The following is a 26,860-nucleotide window of genomic DNA, read 5'->3' as shown; positions in this document are numbered from 1 at the left end:
GCGCCTTTTTCATGAAAGAGGGATCATTCCCACTCGATGGTTCCCGGGGGCTTCGACGTGATGTCGTAGGTCACCCGGTTGATGCCCTTGACCTCGTTGATGATCCGCGTCGCGGTCTCGCCGAGGAAGTCGTGGCTGAAGGGATAGTAATCCGCCGTCATGCCATCGACCGAAGTCACAGCGCGCAGGGCGCAGGCATAGTCGTAGGTGCGGCCGTCGCCCATGACACCCACGGTGCGCACCGGAAGGATCGCCACGAAGGCCTGCCAGATCTCGTCATAGAGACCGTGCTTGCGGATCTGGTCGATATAGACCGCATCCGCCTTGCGCAGGATCTCCAGCTTCTCGCGGGTGATCTCGCCCGGGCAGCGGATCGCCAGGCCCGGTCCGGGGAACGGATGACGACCGATGAAGCGGTCCGGCAGACCGAGCTCGCGGCCAAGGGCGCGGACTTCGTCCTTGAAGAGTTCGCGCAGGGGCTCGACGAGCTTGAGGCCCATCTTTTCCGGCAGACCACCCACGTTGTGGTGGGACTTGATGGTCACCGAAGGACCGCCGGAGAAGGAAACGCTCTCGATCACGTCCGGATAGAGGGTGCCCTGAGCCAGGAATTCGGCGCCTTCGATCTGGTTCGCGTATTTCTGGAACACGTCGATGAAGAGCTTGCCGATGATCTTGCGCTTGGTTTCCGGGTCGGACTGGCCTTCCAGCTCGCCCAGGAAGAGCGCGCTCTCGTCGGCGTGAATCAGCGGAATGTTGTAGTGGTCCCGGAACATGGTGACCACTTCTTCCGCCTCGTTCTGGCGCAGCAGGCCATGATCGACGAAGACGCAGGTCAGCTGGTCGCCGATGGCCTCGTGGATGAGGACCGCGGCCACGGAGCTGTCGACGCCGCCGGACAGGCCGCAGATGACCTTCTTGTCACCCACCTGTTCGCGGATCTTGGCAATCGCATCCTCGCGATAGGCGCCCATCGTCCAGTCGCCGGTGAAGCCGGCCATGCGGATGAAGTTCTCGTAGACCATCCGGCCGTTCGGCGTGTGGTGCACTTCCGGGTGGAACTGGACAGCATAGAAGCGACGGGCCGGATCGGCGGTGATGGCAAAGGGCGCGCCGGGAGAGGTGCCGAAGACCTGGAAGCCCGGGGCAATCTCGCTCACGTGGTCGCCGTGGGACATCCAGACCTGCTCGCGCTCGGCCTGGAACCAGCCTTCCAGCAGCTCCAGACGGGCGTCGGTCGGGGTCACATAGGCACGGCCGAATTCGGCGGTGTGGCTTTCGCCCGCCTCGACCTTGCCGCCCAGGTCCTGCATCATGACCTGCTGGCCATAGCAGATGCCCAGGATCGGAATGCCCCGATCATAAACGCTCTTCGGCGGGCGCGGCGAGCCCTCGCGGGTCACGCTGTCCGGTCCGCCGGAGAAGATCACGGCCTTGGGAGAGAACTCGTCCAAGAAGGCATCCGTGACATTCTGGTACGGATGGATCTCGCAATAGACATTGAGTTCGCGCAGACGCCGGGCGATCAGCTGGGTTACCTGAGACCCGAAGTCGATGATGAGGAGGCGGTCATGCTGTATCATGGGCTGCTTCTACCTGCTCTCCGGATCAAATTGAAGGCCGAATTTCCGGCAGCCAAGGGGTTTTTTGCAAGCTCGGCAGCCGGACGCGACGCCGGAACGGCCATGGCTTTGCACCACCCCCGAGGACTGCCTTGAAATGGCCTCTGGAGAACCATCTTTGCGCGTTTCCCTTTTCGCTGCGCAGAGGCTTCAATGGGGCGACTGTCAACGGGACTGATTCCTTCTGGTGAGCGATCGTATGCAACCACCCGGCGCCGCGTCTTTCGAACGCGCCCTCTACTACGAACGCAACGGCAAGCCGGATGCGGCGCTTGCCGCGTATCTGCAGGCCCTGGAAGAAGCGCCCGACGACCTGGAAATCGCCTATCGCACCGCTTCGGCCCTGCTGCGCGCCGGGCATCTGGACGAGGCCCTGTCGCAACTGCGGCGCATCGTCTTCGTGGCCCCGGATCACCATCAGGCACGGGCCAGCCTCGGCAACTGCCAGTATCTTCTGGGCGACATGACCAATGCGGAGAACAATTTCCGCACGGTGCTGGATGCCCTGCCCGACAATCGCAACGCGCTCTACGGCCTTGCCAGCATCCTTGTCGATCAGGGGCGCGACTCCCAGGCGCTTGCGCCGGCCGAACGGCTCGTGGGGCTGATGCCCGACAACGCCGACGTGCGCACCCTGCACGCCCGGGCACTCTCCCATGACGTCCAGGCCTCTGCCGCGATTGCCGCCTACCGGCGCGCGCTGGAGCTGGACCGGGGCCATCTGCCGGCCATGCTCGGGCTCGCCCGGCTCTATCTCAAGCGCAGGCGTTATGACGAGGCGGCGGTGCTTGCGGCCCAGGCCGCCTCTCACGCGGCGAAATCCATCGAACCGCTGCAGGTGCTGGCCGATGCCCGCACCCTCGGCGGCGACTATGACGGGGCACAGGCCGCCCTGCATCAGGCCCTGTCGATCTGCACGCCGGATCAGCAGGCAGACCTGCTGCTGCGGCTCTCGACCTGTCTGCGGAAGGCGGGCCAGCCGGAAGCCGCCCTGGTGGAAGCCTTCCAGGCCTATCAGCTTGCCCCGCAGGACAGCGGTGTCCTGAATGCACTCGGAACCTGTCTTGCCGGACTGAAACAGGGTGCCATGGCCCGCGCCGTGCTGACAGCCGCCTCCAGCGGTTCGGATCTGGACGAGGGCCTGAAGGCCCGCATCGCGCGGGCTGCCGCGGACGCGGAACAGGCAACCGCCCCGGATCTTCCGGATGCGGTCTCTCCGGATGGCTCCGCTCCCCTCGCGCGTGACGCGGACCCGGAACATGCCCCTGACGCTCCGGTCGAGATGCAGACCGAGCCCGCACCCGACGTTGCCGCGGAGCCTGTGCAAGATCAGGCCGGTGCGCCGGATACGCCGCCCTGGGAGACGGAGGCCGATCTGGAGGCTCAGCTCGAGGCCGAAGCGGGATACGCCGAGGCCGCAGACGAACAGGATCCGCGCAGCTGAGCCGCACCTGCGCAGCCGACCAGACAACAAAGGGGCGTGATCCTGCCGGACCACGCCCCTTTGTTCATCTCGGTTGTCGTCTCAGACGCTCGCGTCAGGCGCGGCGCTGAAGCACGGCGGCAAAGAACCCGTCGGTGCCGGTGCTGGCCGGAGTGAGCAGCACGTCGCCGCGCTCGTTCACGTAGCGCGGCAGCGCAACACCGGGAAGTGCTGCAGACCATGCTGCAGCCGCAGAGCCGGCCCCGAAGTCGTCGTGGCGCTCGAGGAAGGCGGTGATCTGCTCGCTGTTTTCCTGCGGCAGGACGGAGCAGGTCACATAGACCAGACGGCCGCCGGGCTTCACGTAGGCAGCTGCCGCATCGAGCACCTTGCGCTGATCGTCGAGACGGTCGGCCAGGGCCTTGTCGGTGAGCTTCCACTTGCTGTCCGGGCGACGGCGCCAGACACCGGTTCCCGTGCAGGGCGCATCGACGAAGACCAGATCCATGGCGCCTTCCAGCTCGTCCAGACGGGACGAGGCCGGGTCACGAACCTGCACGTTGCGCACCCCTGCCCGCTTCAGGCGCTCGTGGATGGGAGCCAGCCGCAGACGCTCGGCGTCATAGGCAAAGATCTGCCCCTTGTTTTCCATGGACGCAGCGAGCGCGAGGGTCTTGCCGCCGCCGCCGGCGCAGAAGTCCAGCACCTGCTGGCCGGGCCGGGCAAGCCCGAGGGCCGCCACAAGCTGGCTGCCCTCGTCCTGAAGCTCGAACCAGCCCTTCTGATAGCCTTCTTCAGCCTGCACGTGGGGCATGCGCGCCGCGCCAGGCTTTGCAAAGATCCGCAGGCCGTTCGGCGACAGGGGGGTCGCCCCGGCAGACACGTGAGCGAGCTTCTTCAGAAGCTTCTCCCGGTCGGATTTCAGGGTGTTGGCCCGCAGGTCGATGGGCGCACGCGCGGCGAGCGCCTGACCTTCGGCCACGGCCTGATCGGCAAAGACCGCCTCGAAGCTCGGCCAGAGCCAGGCCGGAACGTCGGCGGCTGCCGCGCCCGTTGCCTGGGCCTCACGCGCTGCCTCGAGAGCCGCCTCTTCCTCGGCACTCAGGGGCTCGGGGGCATGGCGATCGGCTTCCACCGCCGCCTTGAACCCGTCGATCCCCTGATCCCAGGTGAGCACATAGGTCGCGATGACCGCCATGCGCGGATCGTCACGGCCGAGCCGTTCGGTCAGCGAACCGCGATGACGCAGGGCGTCGAACACCAGATTGCCGATGACCGTGCGGTCCCCGGATCCGGCGAAACGGTGGGCGGTGCCCCAGTCCCGGAGCGCGAGCTGGACCGGACGATGCCGGGTTTCCACCTCGGTCAGAACTTCAATGGCAGCAGAGAGACGTCCACCGTCTTTCATGATCGTACCTTCCTGAGAAAAGCGGGCCTGAGAAAACCGGGACAGGCGCCCGCCTTTCCCAATGTCATGGGCCTGATTACAGACTGGAGGGATAATTCGGGCTTTCGCGGGTGATCGTCACGTCGTGAGCATGGCTTTCACGCAGACCGGCACCGGAAATGCGCACGAAACGCGCCTTTTCCTGGAAGTCCGGAATGGTCTTGCCACCGCAATAGCCCATGGCAGCGCGCAGGCCACCGGCGAGCTGATGCAGGACGCTGGCGAGCGGTCCCTTGTAGGGCACCTGACCCTCAATGCCTTCCGGCACGAGCTTCAGGGTGTCGCGCACTTCCGCCTGGAAGTAACGGTCTGCGGAGCCGCGCGCCATGGCGCCCACGGAGCCCATGCCGCGGTAAGCCTTGTAGGAGCGGCCCTGGTGCAGATAGACCTCGCCCGGGCTTTCTTCCGTGCCGGCCAGCAGGGAGCCGACCATGACGGTGGAGGCGCCAGCGGCGATGGCCTTGGCCAGATCGCCGGAGTACTTGATGCCGCCGTCGGCCACGATCGGAATGTCCTGCTTGGAGGCCTCGTTCACGCAATCCATGATGGCGGTGAGCTGGGGCACGCCGACGCCGGCGACGATACGGGTGGTGCAGATGGAGCCCGGGCCGATGCCGACCTTGACCGCATCAGCGCCCGCATCGATGAGCGCCTTGGTGGCTTCACCGGTGGCGACATTGCCGGCCAGAACCTGGGTGGCGTTGGAGATCTTCTTGACCTTGGTGACCATTTCCAGAACGCGCTGGGAGTGGCCGTGGGCGGTGTCCACCACGATCAGGTCGACGCCCGCATCGATCAGGCGCTCGGCGCGCTCGAAGCCCTCGTCGCCGACGCTGGTGGCGGCGGCCACCCGCAGACGGCCCTGATCGTCCTTGGAGGCATTCGGATTGAGCTGGGCCTTTTCCATGTCCTTGACGGTGATCAGGCCGATGCAGTTCTGCTTCTTGTCGGTGACCAGCAGCTTCTCGATGCGGTGATGGTGCAGAAGACGCTTGGCTTCTTCCTGGCTCACGTTGTCGGAGACGGTGACCAGGTTTTCCCGGGTCATCAGTTCATAGACCTTCTGCTCCGGATTGGAGGCGAAGCGCACGTCGCGGTTGGTGAGGATGCCGACCAGGCGGCCGGTGACCTGACCGCCCGCGCCACCGTTTTCGACGACCGGCACGCCGGAGATGCCGAAACGCTTCATAAGGTCGAGGGCTTCGGCCAGGGTCGCGTCCGGGCCGATGACCAGCGGATTGACGACCATGCCGCTTTCGAACTTCTTCACCTTGCGCACTTCCTCGGCCTGCTGCTCGAGGGAGAGGTTGCGGTGAATGACGCCAATGCCGCCGGCCTGGGCCATCGCGATTGCCAGACGGCCTTCGGTGACCGTGTCCATGGCAGAAGAAATGATCGGAAGGTTGAGTTCGAGGTTCTTGGTCACCCGCGAGCGCAGATCGGTCTGCGCGGGCATGACCTCGGAGTGGCCGGGAATCAGCAGAACGTCATCGAAGGTCAGTGCTTCCACACCGGTCGACGGAACATAAAACGTGGCCATGCGCCAATTTCCCTTCCTTGAATAGGATCAACACGACGCCGGAATGGTGAGTTCCCGCATCGATGGATGTGCTTCGGCTGTGCCGGAGAAGTTGGCGCGGGTCAATAACATGGAGGTGACAGTCTGAAAAGGGTGCGGGGCAAAAATCTCGCCCCGGACCCGATTTTCCTGTCACCGCGTTTTTCCTGTCGCCCAGAGGTTCCTTGCCCCGGCCCCCAGCCCCGAACGGGACGGATCAGTCGTCGTCGTGGCTTTCGCCGCGCGGGTCGAAGCCCTCTGCGGCTGAGGCCCTTCCGGCCGCACTTCCGGCATCAAGCGGCGCATTATCCGCATCGCGGCCCCGGAAGCCCTTGGCGATGACGTAGAGTTCCGGGCTTTCCTTGCGGCTTGACGGCGGCTTCAGATGAGCCACCGTCTTGAAGGAGCGCTTGAGCTCCTGCAGCAGCTCGCCTTCGGTGCCGCCCCGGAAGACCTTGGCCAGGAACGACCCGCCGGGCACCAGATTGCGCTCGGCGAAATGGATCGCCACCTCGAAGAGATGGGTCGTGCGCAGGTGGTCGGTCTGGCGGTGGCCCGTGGTGGGCGCCGCCATGTCGGAAATCACCACGTCCGGACCGTAGCCGCCGAGGGCCTCGATCAGCATCTGCGGCGCGTCATCGTCCAGAAAGTCCTTCTGCAGGAAGGTCACGCCGGGCAGATGGTCCATCTCCAGATAGTCGATGCCGACCACCTTGGGCGCTTCGGGAGCGGATTTCACCCGCTCCGCCGCCACCTGGCACCAGCCACCGGGAGCCGCCCCAAGGTCGACGACCCGGTAGCCGGGCTTGAGCAGCTTGTGCTTGTCGTCGATCTCGATGAGCTTGAAGGCCGCGCGCGAGCGCCAGCCCTCCGCCTTGGCACGGCGCACGTAGGGGTCGTTGAGCTGCCGCTGCAGCCATTGGGTGGAGGAGGAACGGCGGCCGCGCGCGGTCTTCACCTTCACGTGAAGGCCGCGGTCACCGGTGCCCTTGCTCGAACGGGTCATGTCTTGCCTTTGTTGCGGGAGCCCCAGCGCCCGCCCTTTCCCTTCGACCACACCCCATCTGCGGCCATGAGTTCTGTCAGAATGCCTTCGCGCAATCCCCGGTCCGCGACGCGCAGGCGCTCGCAGTTCCAGCGCCGGCGGATCGCCTCAAGAATGGCGCAGCCGGCAAGCACCAGATCGGCGCGGTCGGCACCGATGCAGGGATTGTTCACGCGCTCCTCGTAAGACATTTGGCGCAGACGATCAATCATCTCGCTGACCTGACCGCTTTCCAGCCACGCGCCGTCCACACGGCGGCGGTCATAGCGCTTGAGGCCAAGCTGCACGCCCGCCAGCGTCGTGACCGTGCCGGAAGTGCCCAGCATGTGCACGCCCCCGCCCCGGATTGCCGCGCTCAGATCCTCTCCCAGCGCGAAACCCGCGAGATGCCCTTCCACGTCGCGGACCATGGCCTCGAACACCTCCGGCGTCACATCCACGCCGCCGTGGCGCTCGGCCAGGTTCACCACACCCACGGGGAGCGACGCCCAGGAGCGGATGAAGCGGGTGAGCGCAAAGCCGCGTGCCCCGCAGCGGTTGCGCAGGTCGAGCCAGACGATTTCCGACGAGCCGCCGCCGATATCGAACAGGATGACCCCGTCGGCGGCGGGATCCACCAGTGTGACGCAGCCCGCGACCGCAAGACGGGCTTCCGTCTCGCGGCTGACGACCTCAAGCGTCATGCCCGTCTCCGCTCGCACCCGCTCGATGAAGTCGAGCCCGTTGGCGGCGGCCCGGCAGGCCTCGGTGGCAATCAGGCGGGCACGGGCCACCCCGCGCTCCTCCAGCTTGCGCTGGCAGATGTCGAGGGCTTCGACCGCCCGGTCCATGGCCTGGGTGGAGAGAAGGCCGGTGCTGCCGACCCCTTCCCCCAGACGCACGATGCGCGAATAGGCATCGACCACCCGGAAGCCCCGGTCATCGGGACGGGCAATCAGCAGCCGACAATTGTTGGTGCCCAGATCCAGCGCGGCATAAAGCGGATCGACCCCGCGCCCGGAGGTGGCGCGCACACCGGGCCGCAAGCCAGTCCGCATGTCCGCCCGCACGTCTGCCCGAACATCACCAGGAGCCGCCGGAGAAGACTGTTCCTGCCGGGTCTGGACGCCACCCGCAGGCAGGGACGCGCGGTCCTCGCCCGTCAGACCTTGAGCAGCTGCCTCGCTGCGTGCCTGTCCCGACGGGATCTTTGCGTGGCCCGTCCCCTCTCCGGCGCTTGCGCGCCTGCGTCCGCGACGACGCCCTTTTGCGCGCACGGGGCCGTGCTCGGTCAGCCCGGATTTCTCCGCAACAGCCCCCAAAGGAGCTGAAGAGGCAGGATGCCCGGCACCCATGCCTGACAGAAGGTCACGGCCTGGCATGAGGTCACGACCGCCCGCACCGTCTGCAGGCCCTGCATCCGCCGCATGGCGATCCGGTTCGCCCTGTCCGGTCCCAGATGTTCCAACGGTCTCCGAGCCCTGACCGGCCGAGAGCGGCCGGGGTGCAGAACCAGTCCCCTTGTGCGAGGGCCGCCCATCGCCGCCGTTGCGCCCCTTGCCCTTGCGGGCCGCGCGACGTCGCGATCTGGGCCCCTGCGGGGGCTTGCCCGGTGCGGACCCGGCCTCTGCGCCACCCTCGGCGGCGCGAGACCCGGACCGGTCCGGGATCGAAGTCCCGTCGCCCGCACTTGGTTCGAGCCCTCGGGGCGCTCCTTTCAGAGCCTTGCGCTGCGCCTTGCGACCCGTTCTGGAGCCGCTGGACGCACCCGATGCCTCGCCGGTCTGACGACCGGAAGCGCTGTGGCCGGCACCGGTGGAGGAGATATCCCCTCCGCCTTCAGCCTTGCCGTTGCGACGCCGGCGCCGCTTGCGCCGGGAATTGGCCCGCTGACCTGCGCGGGAAATGGGTCCGGACGGATCAGCCGCTTCCCGACGCGATTCGGGAGGCTCGTGTGCTGAATCAGTCACTTTTCATGCCTTGTCTGGCGCGGGAAACCGGAGCTGAAGCCCCATTTTTCGCACGCGTCTCTTCGTTGGCTGACATGTTATCAGCAAGACTGCCCGTCGACTAGGCTTCTGTCCGCGCCGCGATCCTGCCTGGGCAGGGACCCGGCGGACGCAGGGCAGGCAGACGCAGGAAAGCGGCGCGCGCGACGGACAGACGAGACTGACAGACAAGAGGCATCGGAGAGGCGCGCACTGTGCCCCCCCCAGCTCAAGACCCGGACCACAGCGGATGTCGATCTCATGCCTCCCTGCTCCCATTCGGAGCAGGCTCAGCGGTGAAACCGCCCCGACCCGCCGAGGTCATGATATGTTCAATGCATCGGTCAGGCTCATCCCATGAGCGCCCCGCGCTTTCCCCGGGCCCGTCCGCGCGGCTCCACCCGCTCCAGTCAATGGGCCCCGCTGACGACATCGGCCTTGTCGAGCCTGCGATGACCCGCCCGCTCGCCTCCCCGCGCCTCCCCTGCATGCGAATGCCAACCCTCATTCATATTCGGTTGAAAAATCTGCACGCCGGAGGGGCCTGCTCAAGCGACCACAGATGCCAATCCGGTTATCCCCAGGCAGCTCCTGCGCGCGACAAACCGATCTTTCCCGACGTTTTCATTTTGAAAATTCGCGCGTTTCCGCAAGGGTTTCCGGGCACGAGCCGCAGTGCTCTGTCCCGGCACGAGGCGGGATGAGCAACGCCCGCAGACCGGCCACGTCGACCGGCTGTGGAAAGTCGGCAAAAAAAGTTCGGCGGGGCGCTTGCGCCGAAAGCCCGGTTGGTTATATACCCCAGCCATCGACGGCGGCACGGCCCGCCGCACCGGCCACCAGCGCCGGACGCGAGACAGCTCGCTTGCTGGGGAATAGGTTAACGGTAGACCCGCGGACTCTGACTCCGTTAGTCCTGGTTCGAATCCAGGTTCCCCAGCCAACTCTTTTTGCCTTAGCAAATTCAATGACTTATGGGCAGGTGCGTACCTCAGATCGTACCCCGTTATGTACCTCTGCGCCTTCTCCTAGCCGCCTCTCCCAAGAGATCGACCAACCGTGAGCGGCACTGTCGCCAAACGCTCCCGGCCGGACCTGAGGCAACACAAGCTGCTCCCAGCAAAAACACCTGATCCACCCACGACTGCAACTGTCCCACGCGTGGGTTAAATACATGTTTTTGTTGACATAAACCTGATTTTCATTTCTTCTTCGCCTGACCTTCGAAGGACCTCACGCCTCCTCTATGGGGCATCATTCGCAACGGGCACACAGCCCGAAGGAGAAGTCATGCGCTGGAATATTGATGTTTTGGGTTTGAAGTTGTTGGTCGAGGTCGCCGGGACTCACTGGGCCTATGTCAGCACGAACTGGTTCGAGGCCTTTTGGTCGAGACATGATCGGTTCGAGGGGAAGAATGGCGGAGTCCGACACTGGTGTTTCGACAGGAAAGGCAGTGCAGCCTGAGTGGCGGGCCGATTGCGGCCACTAAAGGGAAGAGGCACGAATGCCCCTCACATAGGGAGAGAGAAGGCCGGTCCATGTGACCACTCGACACCTAAGAGTTGGCCTCTGTCCCGCTCACGTTTCCATTGTCAGCTTAGCCCCGTGGTCCCTGCGACTGCGGGGTTTCTTTTTGGTCAGTGGTGGAGACGACAACAACAAAACGAACATCATGGCAATCAATGGAAACAACGATGACGACCGAGGAACACAAAGCGCCCTCATTGGCGGGTTCCGGAACATTACCGGCTGATTTGCCGTCGCGAGATCCTGCCGACATACTGAAGGTGTTGGGGGAGGTGAAAGCTACGGGGCGCGACGATCCCGCCAAGCCAGACAGAATCAACCCTAACGATCTGCTCCACATCGAAGCCCTGTTTCAGGCACGGGGAGCGGGGGAGATCGACAACAGACACGTTGAGAGCCTGCTCTACACCCTGACCACTGGGGACGATCTGAGACCCATCTCTGTTTGGAGATGCGGTGGCTCGATCATCCTCCTTGATGGCCATCATCGCGTGAAGGCCTACAAGCTGTATCGGAGGCGGACCGGGAAGCCGGTGACGATCCCTGTCAGTTGGTTTGAAGGCACACCTCAAGACGCACTAGCTTTCGCCACTGGTTCTCACCTCGACATCAAGCTTCCCCTCACATCGGCACAAAGGAGCAACCATGCATGGATGCTGGTCTGCCTTGGGATCTACTCCAAACAACAGGAGAGCAAGCTTACGGGGCTCCCTACTAGCACCATCGGCAACATGCGGAAGGTGAGGAAGGAGTTGTTGAAGGCGGATCAAACGCTGCCTTCCGCTTGGAATGCGGCTCTGTCGTTGGCCAAGGGCCGAACATGCAAGATGGATTTGGATTGGGAGGATGTCGTGGAGCAGAAGGCGAAGGAATACGCTGACAGAATACAACGGGCCGTTGGCCCCCAGTTTTTCAAGAACACGGAGATCATGGCGGCTACCATTGAGAAGCTTTGCCCGGGCAGAGTCGAGGACATCATACGGCTGCTGTCTGAAGGCGATCTGGATGGCTTCACCGACGACGAGGAAGAAGCCGACTTCTGAAGCCAAGGGTGTACATTTCTAGAGGTGTACATCTTGTACACCCCGCCCTCTGACCGGCACCTCTTGCCACCCTTGCCGGTCACCCTTCGTGGCCTATTGTCGGGTTCCCTCTGCCGCCTTCTTCGAGGTCGAGCCTGACGAGGGGTCACGGTGTTTTGCCGCAAAAATTCTTCCCCCCAATCATATAGAGAGCCATGGCGATCTCCCCCCTCCAGGGGTAGTGCTGCTCGTGGCGTCTTAGAAGGAACACCATGGACGACAGCAACATTCTGATCGATCTCCGCTGGGGTGATGACTACGAGGCAAAAGCCCATGATCATTGCGACCAGCACCACCAGCTCCAGAAGATCCCCCAGCGGTCGGACGACGAAGCAGCGCGTCAGGCGAAGCTGGAGAAGAGGCAGGCAGCATATCAGGCGAAGCAGAAGCGGAAACTGGAGCGCATCAAGGAGCGGTACAGGACAGACCCTGACTTTCGAGCCAAGAGGCTGGAGGTCAGCCGTGAGGCGAACAAGAGGCGCTACCACAGCGACCCTGAGTATCGGCAGCGGGTACTTGAACGGAGCCGCACCGCTAAGAGCCGCCGCAGCGCCCAGAAGGCACACCAGTCCCAATAGACCACGCCCTAGTGACTCCCTCGGAGTGACGTCATTGATAGTGCCACATGAGTGGTTATTGACTTTTGAGACTGACGGTATCACAAGGTCAATGACTTATATGGCACTTCGGAGCTTCACCTATGCCCTCTACCATCATCGGCTATGCCCGCACCTCGACAATTGACCAGACCTATGGCCTCGCTGCCCAACTTCGCGACCTTGAGGCTGCTGGCTGTGAGAAGGTGTTTCAGGAACAGGTTTCCTCAGTGGACAAGAACAGGCCAGAACTTGAGCGGGCCTTGGAGTATGCCCGTGAGGGTGACGTGTTCGTAGTCACCAAGCTGGATCGTCTTGCCCGTTCAATGCCCGATCTGGTCAGGATCACGGATACGCTTCAAGCTAAGGGCGTGACGCTCAAGATCCTGGCCCTTGGGATCGATACCTCGACACCGACCGGCAAGCTGATGATGAACCTGCTAGGGTCCATTGCAGAGTTTGAACGGGAAATCATGCTGGAGCGGCAGCGGGAAGGCATTGCCAAGGCTAAGGAAGAAGGCAAGTACAAGGGCCGCGCACCAACAGCCCAAAGAAAGGCTGATGATGTCAGGCGACTAAGGGCCGAAGGAAAGACTGCGGAAGAGATCGTGGAGGTTCTGGGGGTCAGCCGCTCCAGCGTATTCAGGATCCTTAGGGGGACAGAAAACCTCTCCGCATCTTCCAGAGGGGGCGATAATGCTTTTTGAGTATCCGGTAGAGCCCTGAGCGAACAGCAATTGACAGTTGAATTTGCAGTTTATACCCATTGACATCGAATTTGGGTCTGGGAGGCAAGTATGGCAGTTATCAGCGTTGTAAACATGAAGGGGGGCGTGGCAAAGACAACCCTGGCAACCAATCTTGCCGACACATTGGTACGACGACACGGTCGCAAAGTCTTACTTGTCGACCTTGACCCTCAATTCAACGCTACTCAGTGTCTGATCTCGCCAGAAAAATATGTGAAATCTCGGGCCGCTGGGCAGCCGACAATCGTTAGCATCTTTGACGACGCTCCCATGGCCGTTAGCGCTGTCGAAGGAGCCAAACCGCAAGCCCCCATTGCACTCAAGGACATCAAGCCTTGGCGGATAAAGGAAAATTTTGACCTTCTGCCCGGGGACTTGGAGCTGTATCGGCTGGAAATGGGAGGCGGGCAAGGCCGAGAACAACGGCTCAAGAGGTATCTGGAAGCAATTAACGCGGCGGAGATATATGACTTTGTCATCGTTGACACTCCACCGACACCGTCCCACTGGATGATGGCGGCGCTTCTGGCATCAGATGGCTATTTAGTTCCCGTCAAGCCAGAGCCGCTATCTCGAACCGGCATAGATCTTTTGCGAGGTGTTGTTGAGCGCTTCTCTCAGAACTACGGACATCCGATTGAATGCGTCGGAGTGGTTCTGACCATCGTTGAAACCAACACCGTGGTGTACCGGGAAGCCGTAGAATTTTTGGACAAGAACCCCGTCTGGGCAGGGAAGCGATACGCGGCTTCTTTACCTAAACGAGTTAAGCTCGCAAAAGGACAAGGGCACCAAGCCTTGATCTTTGATCTAGATGACAACGACCTCAAGCGCGGTATCACCGGTATTGCCAAGGAGTTCGCGGAGAAAGCCAATGGCTAAAAAGGCGGAGAAGAAATCTACGACGAGGTCCGAAAAGACCCGTGACGTGCGAACCGCTGGACGGTTTCTTGAGGAGCTATCATGGCTGCTCCAGTCCTACTCCCATCTGGATTTTAAGATGCTGACTGAGGCGAATTTTCAGACTGCCCCTCCAGAGTCACTACGCAAGGCCGGCTCCAGCAATGGAAACATTCAGTTCCTAGTGGGTTCCCTACCTATAATTTTCAACAATACTCGGTATTTTCCTAACAACGAAGACATAGCCGACTTTGCCAATGGTGCCCTTGGCTTAAACATCGCGCGTTGGGAAAAGCGGTCGCGTTATGAACTCATCGGCTTAATTGTTTGCGAGACCGCCAAGCTTGATGATCAAAGACTTGGTCGTCTTGTTGAAGCCATTACCCGCGTCACTCAAGATGATCCGGGCATTGATGCTATAGTAGCAGATCGACGAGCCAACAGCCAAAGCTGGAACGAGCTGATACAAATTCTGACACGGCGTAGCGTCGATGAAACATAAAACAAAAACCGCAGAGTTAGAGTACAGCCAGTTCCTTAGGTCGTTCAACATAGGACCATTGCTGGACGACGCTCGACTTCAAAGCCACATAAGCAAGGTATTTAAGCACTATTACCCCCTACTTATTCTCGAGGCGAACCTCAGCAAGAAGCCATCATGGAAAATAAAAGAAAAAAATGAACAATTTCATGTTTATTTCCGCGAGGCGATTTCAGATATATGCCAAAGCATTTTCTTGGCAAGCACTGGATTATACAAATCGTCCCAACTTTCCTTAAGGAGCGGCTTGGAGAACTGGATGAGATGCTTGGGACTATCTCAGGATCAGGCAGTTCTTGCGCTAAAATCTACCTATGAACTCCTTGACTTAGTGAGCAGCGTTCCAGCTATCAAAGACGATAAAATAGTATACGGCTACTTCAATGTGCTAAGAAGTAGATACGCACTACTGTGCGGATACGTCCACACGTCCAATGCCGCGCATATGGCGCTTGTGACAGCCTCTGGGGAGTATCCTCGTTATCTAGAAAAAGAGGCTAATGAAACATTTGGGGCAATATCGGAAACCTGCAGCAGAGTACTTTATTTGTTTTGTATCGTTGCCGAGAAAACCTACCGGGGCCTCCATCATCGTGATTTTGACTTGGTTAGTGATGCGCTTCCTAAGTCCTTAAAGAAGGCACTCAATAGCTGACCTTGGTCGGATTTCCTACAAAATTGAAATCACAGCGGCGGTAGCCTCACCGCCTCCACACATTCTCGCATCTGCTCGATGGTCAGCCCTCCGAGGTACACGCTAGCTGCCACGCTCTGCGGCTTGTGCCCGACCACGATCTGAACCACCAGTTCTGGCTGGCCCGCTTGAAGTGCCTTCGTGATGAACCATCGGCGGAACGAGTGGAAGTTGACGCGATCTCTGCGCTTGCCCTCCACCGGATCAACGATGCCGGAAGCCCTGCGGTAGTAGGTGAAGGCCTTGACCGCCGCCGGCATGGACCGTTCCTGCGGCTTGTCAGCGGCCACGGGAGGACATTCGGGGAATAGATCATCATCGGGCTGTTTGCCCTTCACAAGCCGCTCCATGGTCGATTTCAAGGCGCTGTGGATAGGGACCAGACGGGAAGCCTTCTCCCGTTTCTGCGGCTTGAAGCGGATGTTTCCGTCCTCGGTGATGTCCTTGCGCTTGAGGCTGATAATGGCATCGATGCGGGCACCTGTCAGGGCTCCGATTAACATTACATCCCTGAGATAGGGCTGATTGGGTTGGCCGCTGAACAGCTTCACCATCTCGTCGTCAGTGAATGGCCTCTCCTTCTCGTCCTCCTTCGGCTGGACCTTGGGCAGCGATTGGCGAGACCAAGGAGAACTATCACGCTCGACGTAGCCGCGCTTCTCCAGCCAGAACCAGAACTGCGACAGGCAGGACAGATATTTGTTGATGGTCCGGTTGGTAAGCGGCCTGTCAGGGTTGGACGCTAGGTCGCCGATGAACTGGCCAGCCCTCTTGCGGGTAATAGCCTCGATAACGAAGGGCACACGCTTGTCCTTACACCAGTCATCCAGCGCGTTGATCGCCCTGCCGCTGTCACTCTTGGTACGCGGCGACCACTTCACCTGCGCATGGAAGAGATCCAGCGGCTCACGAACTGGTGTCTCCTTTCCGAGGGCAACTCGGAGAAACTGACCTGCCTTCTTCTCGCTGTGCGGGTCGAAAACTGGGCTGTCCCTCTCCTCATCAATCCCGATCTCAGGCCCCCTGATCAGTTCGGCAACCTGAAAGATGCCTTCTTTCTCCAGTTCGAAATCGTCGGTGCCTTCGTCTTGGGACTGGAGATTGCTTCGAAGATCAAGGGCCAGACTGGTAAGCTCCCGGTCGGACATGGAAGGCGCGGCGGCGATCCCCACGACTGTGGCCTTCGGCAGCCTTCCTTCCCGGGCGGCTTGAATCATCGCGAGAAACTCGGCCACGACGGCATGTTTCTTCCGTTCCGCTTCGGCTTGGCTGTGCGTCTCAAGGGATCGCTTCAGGCGGGTCTTGCCGATGGCTTTGACGAGTTCTCGGGGGACCGGAACCGACACCCTCCAGCCACCGTTGTTCATCTTCTCAAGGTAGGTCGGCGCACGACTTCGAGACAAAGAATGTACCTCAAAATGCCCTGTTGAATGTACCCTACCTTTATGAAATCGCTGAATGTTTTTCAAGATCAAACGCTTATCTGCGCACCCCATGAGGGTCCAGGTTCCCCAGCCAACTCTTTTTTCTTTCCCAGAAACAACTTCATCCTGCATCGTCACCTCATGTGACGGCGTAGTGTGACGTTCAAGGTCTTGTCCGGCTTTCCGATTGGTTCGGGGCCGGTTTTTCGTGTTTGTGCCTCAAACACCAAAGCGCCGGGCCCTTTCGGGTCCGGCGCCGGGTTCAGGAGGTCGTGGGTCGTCGCAAGGATCAACCGTGCGGGGCGTCAGCCCTTGGCGGTCAGGTCGTGCTTCGACAGGGGCAGGCTGCGGATGCGGGTGCCGGTGAGGGCCGCGACCGCGTTGACCACCGCAGGCGGCACGCCAGGCAGGCCCGGTTCGCCGATGCCGCCCATGGGCGCCCCGCTCTCGACGATCGTCACATGCACCTTCGGCATGCGCTCGGGCGAGAGGATGGGATAGAGGTCGTAGTTGCGGGCCTCCGGCATGCCGTCCACATAGGTGACGCCTTCGAGGAGCGCCGAGGACAGACCGAGGGCCACGGCGGAATTGACCTGGGATTCGATAATCGCCGGATTGACGATGGATCCCGGATCAATGGCCACCCACACGTCATGGACGACCACTTCCCCATCCTCGAGGGAGACTTCCGCGATGGTTGCGACTTCCGAGCCGAAGGGCGAGGCCATGGCCACGCCACGGGCCCGGCGGCTGCCGTCTTCCGCCTCGAAAGGACCGCGTTTCCAGCCCCCCGACAGATCGCCCACCGCCTGAAGCAGGGTGTTGTGGCGCGGGCTTGCCTCCAGCAGCTTCATGCGCAGCTCGAAGGGATCCTGCTCGCCCGCGTCGGCCATTTCGTCGAAGAAGGTCTCGTAGAAGAAGTCATTCATCGAGTGACCGACAGAGCGCCAGAAGCCGATGACCATCGGATCTTCCACCAGGATGTTGCCGACGCGCCGGTTGGCAATCGCATAAGGCTTGCCGGCAATGCCTTCCACGGTGGAGCTGTCCACCTTGTCGGGCTGACGGCCGAACCAGCGGCCGATCGGACCTTCGCCCACGGTGACGGCGGAGAGCGCCACCGGCTGGCCCGCATCGTCGAGAGCCGCCTCGAAGCGGGCAACACCCATGGGGCGCTGGGCATCGCGCAGGAACTCTTCCTCGCGGCTCCAGAGCACCTTCACCGGCTTGCCGACAGCCTTCGACAGGGCAATTGCCTGGGGATAGGGGCTGGCAGCCGCATAGAGGAAGTGACGGCCGAAGAAGCCGCCGAGCATGGGCGAGTGGATGATGACCTTGTCCGGAGTGACGCCGGCGATCTTGGCGGCATCGGCCTGAAACATCTCCGGGGCCTGGTTGGGCAGCCAGAGCTCCAGGGTGCCATCGCCGTTCCAGCGGGCGAGCGCGGACGGCGGCTCCAGCTGACCATGAACCAGCGGCGGTGCGTCATAGACGGCCGAGACCTTGCGGGTGGCCGAGGCCAGAGCGGCCGCGGCATCGCCTTCGCTCTCGAAGGCAAGACCTTCGCCTTCCGTGGTCTTGAGCTTCTCCATGTGGGCAGCGGTGGAATAGTCCGCCGGCATGACGAAGGGCGTGCCCTCCCCCGCTTCGGCCCATTCGACTTCCAGAGTCTCGACGGCGCGGCGAGCGCGCCACCAGCTGTCGGCGACGACGGCCACCGCGCCCTTCAGCTTGTGCAGGGAGTGGACGCCGGGCATGGCGGCAACCTCCGCCTCGTTGGTCAGGGAGACGGGCTTCTGACCGAGGCGGCCGGCGTGCTGGACGGCCGCATAGAGCATGCCGTCCACCTTGAGATCGATGGCATACTGGGCCTTGCCGGTGGACTTGGCCAGAACGTCGACGCGCTTCTCGGGCTTGCCGATGTAGCGGAAGTCCTCGCGGGCCTTGAGCTCGACCGTCTCGGGCACGGGAAGTGCGGAGGCTGCCTCTGCAAGATCGCCGTAGGCCAGCGACCGACCGGAAGCGGCGTGGACGACCTTGCCCGGCTCGGTGGTCAGTTCCGAGACCGGCACGGAGAGTTCGGCCGCGGCCGCCTCAAGCAGCATGGCACGGGCGGAGGCGCCGAGCTTGCGCATGGCGTCATAGCTGGTGCGCACGGACATGCTGCCGCCGGTGAAGCGCATCTGGCCGCCGATCAGCAGGTAGTCCGGGCCGGGAGGCGCGGTTTCCACATGGAAGTTGGCCGGCTCCACATCCAGTTCCTCGCCCACGATCTGGGCCATGGCGGTGTAGATGCCCTGCCCGCCTTCGACGAAGGCGCTGCGGAACTTCACGGTGCTGTCGGGAAGGATCTCGAGGAAGGCCTCGATGCGGGTGCCGGCGGCGGCCGGCGTTGCCTGCTGGGCCTGCACCCGGGCACTGCCCATGGGCACGGACACGGAAAGCACCAGCGCGCCCGTTCCGGCCAGGAAGCCGCGACGGGACAGGTTGAGCGGACGGGCCGCTTCTACGGAGTGTTTCATGAACCGGTCCCCCCTCACGCTTCGGCGGCCTGCCGCACGGCGGCGGAAATGGCGTTGTAGGTGCCGCAGCGGCACAGATTGGTCATCGCGGCGGCGATGTCCTCTTCGGTCGGGTTCGGCGTTTCCTTCAGAAGCGAGGTGGCCGCCATGACCTGACCCGACTGGCAATAGCCGCATTGCGGGACCTGATTGTCGACCCAGGCCTCGACCACCTTGCGGCCGACCGGGTCATTGCCGATGGCCTCGATGGTGGTGATCTCGGAGCCTTCGACCGCCTCCACCGGGGTCACGCAGGTGCGGGTTGCCACACCATCCACCAGCACGGTGCAGGCACCGCACTGGGCCAGGCCGCAGCCGTATTTCGTGCCGGTCATGCCCAGCGTGTCGCGCAGCACCCAGAGCAGCGGGGTATCCGGCTCCACATCGACCTGCTGCATCGCCCCATTAATGTTCAGTTGCATGGATCCTCTCCTCGCTCGGATGGGCGCACTCCACCCCCGGCACGATCCGATGCGGATCGCGGCGTCCCCGGGAAACGGAGGCCTCTGCCCTCTCCCGCCGGACCGGCGGGTCAATTCTTGATCAAGGCTTCGGGAGTGCACCGAAGCGTTTACCCGATATGGCGTGAGACTGCCCGCGGACTAGGGGCCGTTCGCTCAGCGTTATGCTGAACGGCATTCATCAATCGTGGCAATCACTCGCGAGGATCAGTCGCGGGAGCCGTCGCGATGCTCACCGGAGACATCGAGCGCGTGGCCGCTGGCGGGTCCGATCAGCGGCTGAATCAGCATCCGGTCAAGGCGCAGGTCAGCGGGCTCGCGAAACTGCTCGATGCCGATCTGCATGGACTCGTGCCCAAGCGCCGGCTGGGCCACATAGGTGCCGAGCAGCCGGTCCCACCAGGGCACGGAGAAGCCGTAATTGGAGTTGGTCTCGCGCGGATCGACCGAGTGATGCACCCGGTGCATGTCCGGCGTTACCAGCACCAGCCGCAGCCACCGGTCGACAGAGGGGCTGAGGCGGATGTTGGAGTGATTGAAGAGCGCGGTGGCATTCAGCAGGATCTCGAAGACGAGGACCGTGACGGGGGACAGCCCGAGTGCTGCCACGACCGCCAGCTTGATCCCCATGGAGAGCAGGATTTCCAGGGGATGAAAGCGCAGGCCCGTGGTCACGTCGAAATCGAGGTCAGCGTGATGCATGCGGTGGAGCCGCCAAAGGGCCGGGACCGCGTGAAAGAGCACGTGCTGGAGATAGATGGCGAGATCAAGGAGCAGGATGCCGGCGCAAAAGGCCAGCGCGCCGGGCAGCTCGACCATGTTGAAGAGGCCGAAACCCTTGTCCTGCGCCAGGACGCCGACACCGACGGCCAGAACCGGAAACGTCAGGCGCAAGAGGGCCGTGTCCATCGCCACCAGCGCCAGATTGTTGGTCCAGCGCAGCACCCGGGGGATCTCCAGGCGGCGGCGGGGCGCGGCCAGTTCCCACAGCATCATCCCCACCAGAACGCCGAGGAAAACGGACAGGCGCAGAACGGGTTCGTGGGTCAGGAGCATGTCACCCATGAGTGGATCGGATCCGCATCGGTTGGCTGCGGCGAAAGCAGAGGGCCGCAGCCCGATGATAGGACGCGGGTCCCCTTCCTTCAATGGCAGGCGGCCCCAATGCGCGCTGCGGGCAGCTGCGCCGGTGTCCGGAGATCCGGGCTCGGAACCGGCGACTCAGGAACGGGGGACGGGGGTCAGGGATCTGGGTTCAGGGATCCAGGCCGGCGCAGCGGGCGGTGTTGCGGATGTGGGTTTCCATCTCGCGCCGCGCGCCTGCCCCGTCATTGGCCCGCAGGGCCTCGATGATGCGCCGGTGCTCGGCAATCGATTGCTTCATGCGCTCAGGATCCGTCATGGGGATCGGCTGGCGCTGGGTTTCCACCAGCTGGTCGCGCACGGTCTGATAGAGCGCCTTGAGCATGGAATTTGAACAGGCCGAAACGATGGTCTTGTGGAATTCCAGATCCGCCTCGACATTGGCGACCAGATCCTGCGCCTCCCAGGCCTCCTCCATGGCGGTGGTGGCCCGCTGCAGGGCATCCAGATCCATCTGGGTGAGACGGCCGGCGGCGAGGCGCACGATCTCCCCTTCCAGCATAAGGCGGGTCTGGAACACGTCGAAGGCGGAATGAATGTCGGAATAGCGCCAGGGGGCCATGCCGGACGACGACGCCCCCGGACCCGACGTCACATAGGTGCCGCGCCCGGCCTCGGTCTTGACGAGGCCCAGGGTCTCCAGCGTCAGCAGCGCCTCGCGCAAGGAGGCCCGGCTGATGCCAAACTTCTGGGCAAATTCGCGCTGGGAGGGAATCTTCTCTCCGGCCTTCAGGGTTCCGGACTGGATCATCGCCTGGATTTCCCGGACCACCGATTGCGGCACGAGGGTCTTGTTCAGCATCTTCCGTCCCGTCTCCCAGGCATCTGTTCGCAGGTGCACTCTATTTTTCATGAGCCATCTTGCAAAGTCCAAACCGCCATGCTTGTTTGGTCTAACTGGTCTGACCAGTTGGACCAGCCATACAGTGAGTCATGTTCAAAACACAAGGGGAACAGTCATGACAAGCGCAACCAGCTTCAAGGGGATCCTGCTCGCAGGCCTCGTCGCCGCCTTCGGCGCGACCGCATCGCATGCCGCCGACCTGACCGTCGGCGCAAACATCGGCAACGTGCCGTGGGAATTCGAAGACGCCAGCGGGAAGGTGACCGGCTTCGAAGTGGATCTCGTCAACGAGATCGCAGCCCGTCTCGGCAAGTCCGTCGAATTCGTCAACACGCCCTTCAACGGCCTCTTCCCGGCGGTTCAGTCCGGCCGCATCAATATGGCGATCTCCTCGATCACCATCACCGAGAAGCGCCTGGAATCCGTGACCTTCGCCCAGCCCTACTATGACAGCGACCAGTCTCTGACCGTCACTGCCGCGTCGGGCATCGAGGGCCTGAAGGGCATGTCCGGCAAGGTTGTCGGCGTCGACACCGGCTCCACCGGTGACATGTGGGCCGAAGCGCACAAGGGCGACGTCGGCCTGTCCGAGATCCGCCGCTACGAAGGCCTGGCTCCGGCCATGCTCGACCTGGTGGCCGGCCGCGTGGACGGCTACATTTCCGACATCCCGGCCCTGCTCTACTACGTGAAGGACAAGCCGGAGCTGAAGGTCGTGGAACGCATCCCGACCGGCGAGAAGTACTCCATCATGTTCAACAAGGATGATCCGCTCGCGACGGAAGTGAACGAGATCATCACGACGCTCAAGAAGGAAGGCTTCATCGCGAAGCTGCACGAGACCTGGTTCGGTGCTCCGGCCGAGGAAACCACCTCCACCGTCTCCATCCTCGACATGCCGAAGCTCAAGTAAGTCCGGACGGCCGGTCACCGCACGCGGGACGACCGGCCGCTTTGACACCTCAAGGGACGATCCGGCGGCGCCTCTCCGCCGGGCCGGATCGTCCAGCCTTGCCCGGGGATCCTTTCGGCATGAACCTTCTCAATACCTTCTTCAACGGCCCGGTGCTGCTGGCGAGCCTGCCCCAGCTGCTTCAGGGCCTGCTGGTCACCCTGCAGATCGGCATCACCAGCATCATCTGCGGCCTGATCGGCGGCCTGTTCCTGTCGGTGACCCGCCTCTATGCGCCCGGGTTCGCCCGCGGGCTCATCCGGGTCTACATCGACATCTTCCGCTCCATTCCGCTCCTCGTCCTGCTGATCGTCGTCTATTACGCCCTGCCCTTCGTCGGCATCCGGCTGTCGCCCTTCCTCTCCGCCGTCACCGCCCTGTCGCTGGTGTCTGCCGCCTATACGGCCGAGATCTTCCGCGCCGGCATCGAGGCGATCCCGAAGGGTCAGTTCGAGGCCTCGGCGGCGCTTGGCCTCTCCAACCGCCACACGATGGTGGATGTGGTGCTGCCCCAGGCGATCCGCATCGTCATTCCGCCGCTGACGAACAACTGCATCAACGTGCTCAAGGACACCGCCCTTGCTTCCGTGGTCGCCATGCCGGACCTTCTGAAGCAGGCGACCCAGGCGCAGGCGCTGTCGGCCAATCCGACGCCGCTGATCGGTGCCGCCCTCATCTACGTGGCCCTGCTGTGGCCCATGGTCGCCATTGTCGGCCGCCTCGAGAAACACTTCAGCCGGGGACGCAGCTGATGACCACCCAAACCGCCCCCCTCATCTCCATTCGCGGACTGGTCAAGGCCTATGATGCCTTCACCGTGCTGCACGGGATCGACCTGGACATCGCCGAGGGCGAGGTCGTCTGCGTGATCGGCCCGTCCGGTTCGGGCAAGTCCACGCTCATCCGCTGCATCAACCATCTGGAGGCCTTCTCCCCCGACAGCACCATCACGGTCGACGGCATTCGCGTCGAGCCGGGCAAGGCGCTGGCTCAGGTCCGGGCCGAAGTCGGCATGGTGTTCCAGTCCTTCAACCTGTTCCCGCACATGAGCGTGGTGCGCAACGTGATGCTGGCGCCCATGCGGGTGCGCGGCACGTCTGCGGCAGAGGCCGAGCGCAAGGCCCGCGAGCTTCTGGCCCGCGTGGGCATTGCCGAACAGGCGGACAAGTTCCCCGGCCAGCTTTCCGGCGGACAGCAGCAGCGCGTCGCCATTGCCCGGGCGCTGGCCATGGAGCCGAAGGTGCTGCTCTTCGACGAGCCGACCTCGGCGCTCGACCCGGAAATGGTCGGCGAGGTGCTGGACGTGATGCGCCAGCTCGCAGGCACCGGGGTCACCATGGTGGTGGTGACCCACGAGATGGGCTTTGCCCGCCAGGTCGCCGACCGGGTGATCTTCATGGATGGTGGCCGCCTCGTGGAGGCCGGCACCCCGCAAGAGATCTTCGACCGGCCCAGCCATGAACGGACGCGCGGTTTCCTGCGCGCCGTCCTCAATCACTAAGAACACACGTCAAACGGAGGACGCCAGCAATGGCGCAGACCATGTCCCAAACTTCCGCTCTCGATCTCGCCTATGCCCGCAGCCAGTTTCCCGGCCTGGACCGGGGCTGGACCTTCTTCGACAATGCCGGCGGGTCGCAGATCGTCGCCCCGGCGCTGGCCCGCATCAACACCTTCCTGATCGAGAAGAACGTGCAGATCGGCGGCACCTATGACGTGTCGCGCGATGCGGCGGCCGCTCTCTACGAAGCCCGTGTCGCGGGCAAGGATCTGGTCAATGCCAGCCGCCCGGAGGAGATCGTCTTCGGCAGCTCCACCACCGTTCTGCTGCAGAACCTGGCCAAGGCGATGCAGAGCCAGCTGCAGCCGGGTGACGAGATCATCGTCAGCAGCGGCGACCATGAATCCAACATCGGCCCCTGGGACCGGCTGCAGGCCATGGGCATCGTGCTGCGCTTCTGGCCGGTCAACAAGGAGACGCTGACGCTGGATCTGGCGGATCTGGAGCCCCTGATGAGCGAGCGGACGAAGCTCGTCTGCGTCACCCATTGCTCCAACATCCTGGGCTCCGTGAACCCGATCCGCAGCTTTGCCGATTTCGTCCACGCCCGCGGCGCGCGCATCTGCGTCGATGCGGTGGCCTATGCCCCGCACCGGGCCGTCGACGTGCAGGCGCTCGACGTGGATTACTACGTCTTCAGCCTCTACAAGACCTACGGTCCGCATTTTGCCATGATGTACGGGCGTTACGACTATCTGGCCGAGCTCGACACGCTCTATCACTACTTCTACGGCAAGGACAAAATTCCGGGCAAGCTGGAGCCGGGCAACCCGAATTACGAACTCGCCTATGCCACCTGCGGCATCGTCGACTATCTGTGCGAGCTGGGGCGACGCGCCGGAGCCACGGGCAGCACCCGCGACCTGATCGTCGCGGCCTATGGCGCGATCACCGCCCAGGAGGATGCGTTGACCGAGCGGCTTCTCGCCTATCTGCGGGCCCGCAACGACTGCCGCATCATCGGCCAGAGCGTTAACCGGGACAGCACCCGGGTGCCGACGATTGCCTTCCGCTTCGAGGGCCGCGACGCGGGCGAGATCTGCAAGGCCATGGACGCGGAAGGGATCGCCATCCGCTTCGGCGACTTCCACTCCCGTCGCCTGGCCGAATATCTCGACCTGACCGATCTGGGCGGCATGGTGCGCGTCTCCATGGTCCACTACAACACCCTTGAGGAAGTGGACCGATTCACCGCAGCCCTCGATCGGATCCTGGCGGGCGACACCGGCCTGCGTCAGGCCAGCTGAGGCCGCGGCAGGACAGGAGATGGACAGGATGACATTCGACACGGTGATCGCGAACGGCACGGTGGTGACCGCCAGCGACACGTTCCGCAGCGACGTCGGGATCCGCGAAGGGCGCATCGTCGCCCTTGCGGAGGGCCTTTCTGCCAGCGCCGGCCCGGACACGGAGATCATCGACGCCACCGGGCTCTACGTGATGCCCGGCGGCATCGACAGCCACGTGCATCTGGACCAGCCCTCCGGCGAGGGCATTGTCATGGCCGATGATTTCGACAGCGGCACCCGCTCGGCCGCCATCGGCGGCAACAGCGCGGTTCTGGCCTTCTGCATGCAGGAGAAGGGCCAGCCCCTGCGCGAGGCGCTGAAGGACTATCACGGCAAGGCCGAGGGCAAGTGCCATGTGGACGTCTCGTTCCACATGGTCATCACCGATCCGACGCCGGAAGTGCTGGGACAGGAGCTCCCTGCCCTGGTCGAGGACGGCTACACCTCGCTCAAGGTCTTCATGACCTACGAGGGGCTGCGGCTGCGCGATGACGAGATCCTGGCGACCCTGGACAGCGCCCGGCGCACCGGGGCCCTCGTCATGGTCCATTGCGAGAACGAGGATGCGATCCGCTATCTCATCGGCCGGCACGAGGAAGAGGGACTGACGGCGCCGAAATACCACGCCACCACCCGCCCCGTGGCGGCCGAGCGGGAAGCGACCCACCGCGCCCTGTCTCTGGCCGAAATTGTGGATGTGCCGATCGTCATCGTCCATGTCTCCAACCGGGAAGCGATGGAAGAGATCCGCCGCGCCCGCGTCCGGGGCCAGAAAATCGCCGGCGAGACATGCCCGCAATATCTGGTGCTGACCGCCGACGATCTGGATCTGGACGGGCTGGAGGGCGCGAAATTCGTCTGCTCTCCGCCGCCCCGCGACAAGCCGAGCCAGGACGCTTGCTGGGAAGGGCTTGAACAGGGCGTCTTCGACCTGTTCTCCTCCGACCACTGCCCCTTCCGCTTCGATGATCCGGAAGGCAAGCTCAACGAGAAGGGCAAGCGCACCTTCCGCTGGATCCCCAATGGCATTCCGGGCGTTGCGACCCGACTGCCCATTCTCTTCTCCGAGGGGGTGGTGAAGGGGCGCATCGATCTCAACCGCTTCGTGGCGCTGACCTCCACCAACCACGCCAAGCTCTACGGCATGTACCCGCAGAAGGGGACCATCGCGGTCGGCGCGGATGCGGACATCGCCCTATGGGATCCCAGGCGCCAGCAGGTTCTGACCAACGACATGCTGCAGCACGGGACCGACTACACGCCCTATGAGGGCATGGAGATCACCGGCTGGCCGGTGCGGCTGCTGGTCCGGGGCAAGACCGTGATGAGCGAAGGCGCTCTGGTGGATGAAGGGGCCGGCCGCTATGTGCCGCGCGCCCGCTCTCCCCTCACCGGCTCGCGCGTCTGAGGCAAGGCCTCTGGCGGCCACCTGGTCGCAAACCCTGAACGAGAGACCCGGTCCGTTATCCGA

Annotated in this window: 22 protein-coding genes and 1 tRNA gene; 13 read left to right on the top strand and 10 right to left on the bottom strand. The window is 63.0% G+C overall.

Annotation, left to right across the window (positions count from 1 at the left end; translation table 11 throughout):
- Positions 1-23 precede the first annotated feature (23 nt).
- A complete protein-coding gene (guaA, locus tag FR728_RS06770) occupies positions 24-1,583 on the bottom strand; it encodes a glutamine-hydrolyzing GMP synthase (protein WP_149891818.1) in 1,560 nt (519 codons plus the stop codon).
- Positions 1,584-1,809: 226 nt separating this feature from the next.
- Between guaA and FR728_RS06765 the strand changes: the two genes are divergently transcribed.
- The gene (locus tag FR728_RS06765) at positions 1,810-3,066 is read left to right on the top strand and encodes a tetratricopeptide repeat protein (RefSeq protein ID WP_149891817.1); all 1,257 of its coding nucleotides are present in this window, start codon (positions 1,810-1,812) and stop codon (positions 3,064-3,066) included.
- Between the two features lie 94 nt (positions 3,067-3,160).
- Here FR728_RS06765 and FR728_RS06760 read toward each other — a convergent pair whose 3' ends face one another.
- The 4 genes from FR728_RS06760 to FR728_RS19330 form a co-directional block, all read right to left on the bottom strand.
- Positions 3,161-4,453 (bottom strand): RsmB/NOP family class I SAM-dependent RNA methyltransferase, encoded by a 1,293-nt coding sequence (locus FR728_RS06760; protein WP_149891816.1) that lies wholly within the window; start codon positions 4,451-4,453, stop codon positions 3,161-3,163.
- Between the two features lie 76 nt (positions 4,454-4,529).
- Positions 4,530-6,032, bottom strand: coding sequence for an IMP dehydrogenase (guaB, locus tag FR728_RS06755; RefSeq protein ID WP_149891815.1), 1,503 nt, complete (start codon positions 6,030-6,032; stop codon positions 4,530-4,532).
- Between the two features lie 235 nt (positions 6,033-6,267).
- Positions 6,268-7,056 (bottom strand): RlmE family RNA methyltransferase, encoded by a 789-nt coding sequence (locus tag FR728_RS06750; RefSeq protein WP_149891814.1) that lies wholly within the window; start codon positions 7,054-7,056, stop codon positions 6,268-6,270.
- On the bottom strand, positions 7,053-8,456 hold the full coding sequence (locus FR728_RS19330; protein WP_377174769.1) for a Ppx/GppA phosphatase family protein: 1,404 nt from the start codon (positions 8,454-8,456) through the stop codon (positions 7,053-7,055). The genes FR728_RS06750 and FR728_RS19330 overlap by 4 nt, the downstream gene beginning before the upstream one ends.
- A 1,475-nt stretch (positions 8,457-9,931) precedes the next feature.
- On the opposite strand from FR728_RS19330, the gene FR728_RS06740 reads away from it, so the two are divergent.
- From FR728_RS06740 to FR728_RS06710, 7 genes are all read left to right on the top strand, one after another.
- Positions 9,932-10,005: transfer RNA gene (locus tag FR728_RS06740), tRNA-Gln, on the top strand.
- 754 nt (positions 10,006-10,759) lie between these two features.
- Positions 10,760-11,635 (top strand): hypothetical protein, encoded by an 876-nt coding sequence (locus tag FR728_RS06735; RefSeq protein WP_149891813.1) that lies wholly within the window; start codon positions 10,760-10,762, stop codon positions 11,633-11,635.
- A gap of 251 nt (positions 11,636-11,886) precedes the next feature.
- Complete coding sequence (locus tag FR728_RS06730) at positions 11,887-12,252, top strand: hypothetical protein (RefSeq protein WP_149891812.1); 366 nt, start codon at positions 11,887-11,889, stop codon at positions 12,250-12,252.
- Between the two features lie 122 nt (positions 12,253-12,374).
- Positions 12,375-12,977: a recombinase family protein gene (locus FR728_RS06725; protein WP_149891811.1), complete on the top strand. Its 603-nt coding sequence runs from the start codon at positions 12,375-12,377 to the stop codon at positions 12,975-12,977.
- A gap of 90 nt (positions 12,978-13,067) precedes the next feature.
- Entirely contained in the window at positions 13,068-13,901 is an 834-nt protein-coding gene (locus tag FR728_RS06720; RefSeq protein ID WP_149891810.1) for a ParA family protein, read from the top strand.
- Positions 13,894-14,421, top strand: coding sequence for a hypothetical protein (locus FR728_RS06715; protein WP_149891809.1), 528 nt, complete (start codon positions 13,894-13,896; stop codon positions 14,419-14,421). Before FR728_RS06720 ends, FR728_RS06715 begins: the two co-directional genes overlap by 8 nt.
- Positions 14,411-15,115 (top strand): hypothetical protein, encoded by a 705-nt coding sequence (locus tag FR728_RS06710; RefSeq protein WP_149891808.1) that lies wholly within the window; start codon positions 14,411-14,413, stop codon positions 15,113-15,115. Before FR728_RS06715 ends, FR728_RS06710 begins: the two co-directional genes overlap by 11 nt.
- Positions 15,116-15,144: 29 nt before the next feature.
- Here FR728_RS06710 and FR728_RS06705 read toward each other — a convergent pair whose 3' ends face one another.
- From FR728_RS06705 to FR728_RS06685, 5 genes are all read right to left on the bottom strand, one after another.
- Positions 15,145-16,710, bottom strand: coding sequence for a tyrosine-type recombinase/integrase (locus FR728_RS06705; protein ID WP_149891807.1), 1,566 nt, complete (start codon positions 16,708-16,710; stop codon positions 15,145-15,147).
- A 173-nt stretch (positions 16,711-16,883) separates the two neighbouring features.
- Positions 16,884-19,100: a xanthine dehydrogenase family protein molybdopterin-binding subunit gene (locus FR728_RS06700; RefSeq protein ID WP_149891806.1), complete on the bottom strand. Its 2,217-nt coding sequence runs from the start codon at positions 19,098-19,100 to the stop codon at positions 16,884-16,886.
- A gap of 14 nt (positions 19,101-19,114) precedes the next feature.
- Entirely contained in the window at positions 19,115-19,561 is a 447-nt protein-coding gene (locus tag FR728_RS06695; protein ID WP_149891805.1) for a (2Fe-2S)-binding protein, read from the bottom strand.
- A gap of 246 nt (positions 19,562-19,807) precedes the next feature.
- Positions 19,808-20,665: a sterol desaturase family protein gene (locus FR728_RS06690; protein WP_149891804.1), complete on the bottom strand. Its 858-nt coding sequence runs from the start codon at positions 20,663-20,665 to the stop codon at positions 19,808-19,810.
- Between the two features lie 190 nt (positions 20,666-20,855).
- Positions 20,856-21,545 carry a FadR/GntR family transcriptional regulator gene (locus FR728_RS06685; protein WP_149891803.1) on the bottom strand — a complete coding sequence of 230 codons (690 nt, stop codon included), beginning with the start codon at positions 21,543-21,545 and terminating at the stop codon, positions 20,856-20,858.
- Between the two features lie 157 nt (positions 21,546-21,702).
- Here FR728_RS06685 and FR728_RS06680 point away from each other — a divergent pair, with 157 nt between their 5' ends.
- From FR728_RS06680 to hydA, 5 genes are all read left to right on the top strand, one after another.
- Positions 21,703-22,500, top strand: a complete 798-nt coding sequence (locus FR728_RS06680; protein ID WP_149891802.1) for an ABC transporter substrate-binding protein — start codon at positions 21,703-21,705, stop codon at positions 22,498-22,500.
- Between the two features lie 119 nt (positions 22,501-22,619).
- On the top strand, positions 22,620-23,291 hold the full coding sequence (locus FR728_RS06675) for an amino acid ABC transporter permease (RefSeq protein ID WP_149891801.1): 672 nt from the start codon (positions 22,620-22,622) through the stop codon (positions 23,289-23,291).
- Entirely contained in the window at positions 23,291-24,040 is a 750-nt protein-coding gene (locus tag FR728_RS06670; RefSeq protein ID WP_149891800.1) for an amino acid ABC transporter ATP-binding protein, read from the top strand. The genes FR728_RS06675 and FR728_RS06670 overlap by 1 nt, the downstream gene beginning before the upstream one ends.
- Before the next feature lie 29 nt (positions 24,041-24,069).
- Positions 24,070-25,347: a cysteine desulfurase-like protein gene (locus FR728_RS06665; protein WP_425280843.1), complete on the top strand. Its 1,278-nt coding sequence runs from the start codon at positions 24,070-24,072 to the stop codon at positions 25,345-25,347.
- 28 nt (positions 25,348-25,375) lie between these two features.
- Positions 25,376-26,797 carry a dihydropyrimidinase gene (hydA, locus tag FR728_RS06660; protein WP_244304395.1) on the top strand — a complete coding sequence of 474 codons (1,422 nt, stop codon included), beginning with the start codon at positions 25,376-25,378 and terminating at the stop codon, positions 26,795-26,797.
- Positions 26,798-26,860: the final 63 nt, after the last annotated feature.

It is taken from the genome of Roseibium aestuarii, assembly GCF_008477545.1.
GTDB classification, from domain to species: Bacteria; Pseudomonadota; Alphaproteobacteria; order Rhizobiales; family Stappiaceae; genus Roseibium; species Roseibium aestuarii.
The sequence above is the reverse complement of the archived record's forward strand: the minus strand, read 5'-3'. Positions and strand labels throughout refer to the sequence as shown.